General features: G+C 54.1%; 2 protein-coding genes. Both read right to left on the bottom strand.

The window, feature by feature from the left end:
* Window positions 1–107 precede the first annotated feature (107 nt).
* Window positions 108–869 (bottom strand): IS21-like element helper ATPase IstB, encoded by a 762-nt coding sequence (gene istB / locus ACEVG1_RS20950; RefSeq protein ID WP_374745682.1) that lies wholly within the window; start codon window positions 867–869, stop codon window positions 108–110.
* A gap of 20 nt (window positions 870–889) precedes the next feature.
* Entirely contained in the window at window positions 890–2,419 is a 1,530-nt protein-coding gene (gene istA, locus ACEVG1_RS20945) for an IS21 family transposase (protein WP_374745681.1), read from the bottom strand.
* Window positions 2,420–2,601 lie beyond the last annotated feature (182 nt).

Here is a 2,601-nt window from a genome sequence, read left to right as displayed (position 1 = left end):
TGTAGATTTCGGAGAAAGTGACCATGCGATTCCGTGGCAAACTGACCACCTGATTTGCTGGCGAAGCTAGCTGGGAGCTGTAGCAGTATTGTTGTCAAAAGTACTGATTATAAAGTATCGATTCTGTTTTTATTTTCACCTGTGGATTGGCGTTTCTTTCTCATTGATTCGCCATTGAGTTCCATGCGGTGTGCGTCGTGGACAATACGGTCAAGTATGGCATCGGCTATGGTCCTGTCACCGATCACGTCGTACCATGCGCTCACCGGTAGCTGGGAGGTGATGATCAGTGATGTCTTACCGTGCCTGTCCTCGATTATTTCCATCAGGGCGGCCCTGCTGGGGGCATCAAAGGGCTGTATGGCAAAGTCATCCAGTATCAATAGCTGCTGCTTTTCTATCTTGGCGATCTCCTTGATATAGGTCCCGTCGGCCTTGGCCATTTTCAGTCTTGCAAAAAGCTTGGGGGTACTCGCATAAAGCACCCGGTACCCCATGATGCACGCCTGGTATCCCAGCGCGGTGGCTATGTAGCTTTTGCCTATACCGGTACTTCCCGTTACCAACAGGTTCTCATTGCGCCCGATGAAGGAGCAGTCCGCAAGCCGCTGCACCAGGTTCCTGTCGATATTGCGCGCCACTTCATAATTGATTTCCTCAATGGCTGCCTTGTAGCGGAACTTGGCATAGAATATCTGCCGTGCGATGCGGCGGTTGTGCCTGTCATCCCATTCGGCATCCACCAGTTGGGCCAGCAGTTCATCCGCGGTGATGGTGTCGTACCTACCGCTTTCAAGCGAGCTCTTGAATGCATGGTACATGCCATGGAACCTCAGCTTACGTAATTTCTCAAGTGTGTTCGTGTTCATCCTGATTATTGTTTAAAGGGTTATTTATAGTATTCCTCGCCGCGGATGTTGCCATGTTCGGGCATGGGCAGTTCCTCGGCAAAAGGGTTTTCCTGGTATTCGTCCATCCGGTTTGTCAGGATGGTCTGTATGGTCTTGTAATTGTGGATCCCGTAGCTCAGCGCCCGTCCGCAGGCCTTTGCCAGACGATCGTTGCCGACCTTTTTGGCGAAGCCCAACACCCCCACGCATGACCTGTAGGCCTGTTCGGGGTGCTGCTTGCGCTCCAGTATCCGCTGGATGTAAAGCTTCACGTCATCGTGTATCGACTCCGCCCACTGAAGGAAACGCTCGGGGGTCCATTCGGTGACGAAACGGTGGGTCGTGGCCAGGTGGTTGCTGTCGGTGGTATAGCCGTAAGGGGCCGGATCCCTTGCATGGACGGCGATGCGCTCATAGTGGTAGAATATTTCCACGCTTTTGCGTGAATAGAGCATCTTGGCCTTTTTGCCGATGAAGCGGTAGGGAACGCTGTAATAATGCCGGTCGGCGCCCAGGCAGATGTGCCCGTTTTTCATGACCGTGGCATAATGCAGTTTCCTGAACTCGTAACGGGCCACCGGGAGCGGACCGAGCGTTTCCCTTTCAACCTCCTCGAACTGTGACCTCCGGCTGTAGTTACGCCCTTTGAGCGGCCCGTTGTTGTGGTACTCAAGCCGCTCCCGTATCGCGGTATTGAGCTCGCCCAGGCCGTGGTAGGTGTTTTTGCGCAACGGTGCATATACCCTGCTGTATATGATCTTCACCGCCCCTTCCACCAACGCCTTGTCCCGGGGACGGTGTGCCCTCGCCGGCAGTACGCTCGTCTGGTAATGGTCGGCAAAGTCGGCAAAGGTCTCGTTCAGGGTCGGCTCGTAACGGTTGCTGCGGGTAACGGCCGCCTTGAGGTTATCCGGGACGATGGCCGAGGGGACACCGCCGAAATAGTGCAGCGCGTTCTCACAGGCGCCTATCAGGTCCTCTTTGCCCTGTCCTTCCACCGCCTCCACATAGGTGAGCTGGCTGGCGCCAAGTACGGCAACGAACACTTCCACGTCCCGCAGTTCCCCGCTATGCGGGTCCACCAATTGCAGTTTCTTGCCCGCAAAGTCAATATATACCTTGTCACCCGCCTTATGGTCAAGGTGCATCACCGGGTTGACCATCGCCTTCCATTGGTTGTAATAAAAGCAGAACTGCGTATACCCCAGCCCCTGGGGGAACTCTTCCCGGTAGGACTCCCATAATATCTTACGGGTGACACCCGTACGTTTCAGGTCCCGGTCCATACGCGGGAAACAGCGCTGCAGGGCCTGCAGGCGGCTATCGGGCTCGCGTTCGTTGCTCTTGCCGAAGAGGTCTTCGAGTTCCCGGTCGCCAAGTGAGTCCACCTCTTCGAAGGTGAAACCGCTTGATTGGAAATAGGCCAGGTACTTTTTCGCCGTGTTGCGCGATACCCCGGTATGGATGGCTATCCATTGTTTACTGCGGCCCTGGTGGTAAAGTCTGAGTATCTGTCTGATCTTGTTCATGCTGATCGTTGTATTAGCCATATCTTCTGAAGTTGTTAACCCCAAAAATATGGTTACCGATACAGCTCCTGAACTAGCTCTGAAGGGTGGTCAGTTTCCTCCGGAATACCCTGGTCAATTTCCGCCGGAATAGGTGGTCACTTTATTCCGAAATCCGGTGGTCAATATAACCGAAATCTCCA

Origin of the sequence: Parapedobacter sp. 2B3 (assembly GCF_041925275.1) — a bacterium.
In the GTDB taxonomy this organism is placed as follows: Bacteria; Bacteroidota; Bacteroidia; order Sphingobacteriales; family Sphingobacteriaceae; genus Parapedobacter; species Parapedobacter pyrenivorans_A.
The sequence above is the reverse complement of the archived record's forward strand: the minus strand, read 5'-3'. Positions and strand labels throughout refer to the sequence as shown.

What these genes read in the sequence shown, in the direction of transcription:
- istB (WP_374745682.1), bottom strand. Translation starts at nt 869, where the DNA reads ATGAACACGAACACACTTGAGAAATTACGTAAGCTGAGGTTCCATGGC.
- istA (WP_374745681.1), bottom strand. Translation starts at nt 2,419, where the DNA reads ATGAACAAGATCAGACAGATACTCAGACTTTACCACCAGGGCCGCAGT.